General features: G+C 44.2%; 2 protein-coding genes. Both read right to left on the reverse strand.

All coding sequences use genetic code 11. From position 1 onward, the window contains the following. Nucleotides 1-21 precede the first annotated feature (21 nt). Entirely contained in the window at nt 22-1,131 is a 1,110-nt protein-coding gene (gene aroC, locus JI65_RS16650) for a chorismate synthase (protein ID WP_191018290.1), read from the reverse strand. Between the two features lie 357 nt (nt 1,132-1,488). Further along, nucleotides 1,489-2,916, reverse strand: a complete 1,428-nt coding sequence (locus JI65_RS16655; RefSeq protein ID WP_191018291.1) for an MATE family efflux transporter — start codon at nt 2,914-2,916, stop codon at nt 1,489-1,491. Nucleotides 2,917-3,241: the final 325 nt, after the last annotated feature.

Raw genomic sequence — 3,241 nt, forward strand, 5'->3', positions numbered from 1 at the left:
TCTTATTTGTTATTCGTTATACTAGAGTTTTGCTGCCTTGTTTTGAAGGAGCAAATCTGCGAGCGTTATGGCTGTCATTGCTTCGATTACGGGCACGATTCTTGGGCAAAGGCAAACGTCATGCCGGCCTTCTATAACTAAATCCGTATCGCCAAAAAGTCCGTTTCCGTTTGCGAAGACTGTTTTTTGGCTTTTAAAAATGCTCGGCACGGGTTTTATTGCCGCCCTAAAGACGATTTCGTTTCCGTTCGAGATTCCGCCAATAATTCCGCCCGCATTGTTCGAGTCAAATTCTACGGATTTTTTGTCGGACGAAGCGTGCATGTTGTCGTTGTTCTCGCTTCCGAGCAAATCTGCCGCGGCAAAGCCTGCCCCGAATTCAATTCCCTTAACTGCTCCCACCGAAAGAATTGCCTTTGCAAGTTCCGCGTCGAGTTTTCCGAATACAGGCTCTCCGAGTCCCGCCGGAATTCCTGAGACGTGGCAAGATACGATTCCGCCGGTACTGTCGCCTTGCTTTCGGATTTCTTCGATTTTTGCGTTCATTTTTGCGGCGGCTTCGTTGTCTGCGGCACGAAGTGAGTTTTCTTCAATTTGGGAAAAGTCAACTTTTTGAATTGAGATTCCTGCCGCACGCTCCGTGTATGCGGTGATTTTTATTTGCGGAAAGTGCGCTTCCAGAATCTGCCGTGCGATTTCTCCTGCCGCCACGCGGGCTGCGGTTTCTCTTCCGCTTGAGCGTCCGCCTCCGCGGTAGTCACGGAATCCGTATTTTGAGAAGAACGAAAAGTCTGCGTGTCCCGGCCTGAATGTGTTAACGAGATTTCCGTAATCTTTTGAGTGCTGAGAAGTGTTTCGTATCACGATTGCGATTGGCGTGCCTTCGCTTTTGCCTTCGAAAATTCCGCTCAATATTTCGGCTTTATCGTCTTCTTTTCGCGCCGTAACGGAAGCGTTGTTTTTTCCCGCAAAACTTTGCCCAGGCTTCCGTCGGTCAAGAGCCGCCTGAATTTTTTGTTCGTCGATTTTGAGTCCCGCAGGGCAACCGTCCACAATGCACCCAAGTCCTGCGCCGTGACTTTCGCCAAATGTCGTTACCTTAAAAATCGTTCCAATCGTGTTCTGTGCCATTTTTCGCTCCTCTCGTTTTTGATTGTCTCTCATTATATAAAAAACCCCCGTAAAGGGAAACGCACAAGTGAAACTTCAGATTATCGACTTGCAGTGGCAAAAATCTGGGGTGTCCGCTTCGGCGTTTCATAAAAATGATGACGACCGTAAGAGGTATCCGACTCCCTTCGGTCGCGAACGGTCGAAATCATTTTTCTGCCCCGCCTACGCTACCACCCCAGATTTTTGGCTTGGTTTTGCAATTAACGGTAGTTGAGCGTAGTCGAAGCATCCATTTTCCATTTTCCATTTTCCATTTCATCTGCGTCCCATCAGTGTTTATCTGTGTCTATCTGTGTCGAAATTAATAGTCAATTTTCAATTTTCATTTTTTCTGGCTTTGCGTATAAAAATCACTGCGACGATTCCTGCCGTAATGCCGACCAAGCTGTTTGAAATGAGCATGGCGAGTCCTACTGCGTAAATGCCGAGTTTTTCGTAAAAGAATGGCACTTTCATAAAAATCAGGAGTGGAGGAATTCTGTACACAAAAAGACGCACGATATTCAGAATCATCGCGACTTTTGTTTTTCCAAAACCGTACAAAAGTCCCATTACGCTCACATTTATGGCAATAAGGATTGTGTCGAGTCGTTCAAGAAAATAAATCTTGTCGATTTCTGCCGCAAATTCTGCATTTCCTTTGGCAAACGCACCGATGATTTCACTTTTAAAAATTCCTGTAATCGTAAAAACGACCAGCACAAAAATTGTTGAGAAAATTAGCGAACGGTAAAAAAAACTTATGGCCCGCTTTATGTTCTTGTTCCCGATATTGTTTGAAACAAGACTTGATTCTGCTTCCTGAAATCCGTTTATTGGATTTGTCGCAAATCCGCAGATTCTGTCGCTTACGCCCAGCGCGCCTACCGCCGTTGGACTGAATCCTGAGCAAAGCGCATTTACGATTGTTTTTCCCATGGCAAAAATAAATTTCTCAAGGAAGACCGGAATCGAAAGGCCTGAAAGTTGGCTTACGAAATTCTTTGTGAACGTGCATTTTTTTATGCTGAGCCTGAACGGATTCTTTTTTGAGGTGAGATTTTTTAACGCAATCAAAGTGAGTGAACCGTGAGCGATGAGCGTTGCAATCGGAAGAAAATAAATTCCTTTTTCATTCTCAATGAATCCGTTTTTTATTAGGTTCATCGTAAGTATATTAATAGAAGTTTTTAGAAAAATTACGAGGAGATTTCCCCACATTATGATTTTTGTGTCGCCGCGAGCCTTTTGAATCGAAAAGAAAATTGTGTTCACGAACTGAAATATTATGCTGAAAACCACGAGGCTTGAATAAAGAGTTCCCTGTGCCAAAAGTTCGTCTGGCATTTTGCACAGGCGCAGAAGCGGGTACATGAGCGGAATGACCAGAACGAGAATCGCCGCGCCGATTGAGAGTGCTATAAAAAAAATCGTTGAGATTAGCGAGCGCACTTTGTCCATGTCGCCAGAACCAAAACTGCGCCCGATTAAAACTCCCCCGCCGATTGAGAGTCCGCTTCCCACCGCAAGGAGCATTTTTTCGATTTGTGCCACGAAGGAAACCGTAGAGACTACTTTTGCGCTCATGTTTGCTGCAATGAAAGTGTCGATGAACTGGAAAATTTGTCCGATTGAGTTGTAAAACACCAGCGGAAGCGCGATTGCAAAAAGTATTTTTGCCTGATTTCCGTAAAGCATTTTTTCTCGTCTGAGTTTTTCTTTTTCAGAAATCACGACTTTATTTTGATTCTGATTTTTTTCCATAGCCACATAATAGAAGTTAACAGAAATTTGTTCTGTAAAAATTCCTACTGCTTATAAAAAAATCGCTACATATAACATGATTTTTAATAAGGACATTTCGAAAAAAGTTTAAATTTGGATGTTTTTGCCGTAAGGAAAAACTCGCGGGAAACGGACGAGAAAAATTTTATTCTCAAAGCCCCTGCAGCGATTCCGCGGTTGCGAGCCACACGCGAGCAACAAAACCAAGATCGCAAAGCGCGGCCAGGCTTTCCGCCACATTTTGCGAGCATTTGTAAAACGCCCCCTAAAGCGCGAGTTTTTGCCGTAAGGGAAATCTCACGGG

It is taken from the genome of Treponema zioleckii (assembly GCF_014737315.1).
In the GTDB taxonomy this organism is placed as follows: Bacteria; Spirochaetota; Spirochaetia; order Treponematales; family Treponemataceae; genus Treponema_D; species Treponema_D zioleckii.

What these genes read in the sequence shown, in the direction of transcription:
- aroC (WP_191018290.1), bottom strand. Translation starts at nt 1,131, where the DNA reads ATGGCACAGAACACGATTGGAACGATTTTTAAGGTAACGACATTTGGC.
- JI65_RS16655 (WP_191018291.1), bottom strand. Translation starts at nt 2,916, where the DNA reads ATGGAAAAAAATCAGAATCAAAATAAAGTCGTGATTTCTGAAAAAGAA.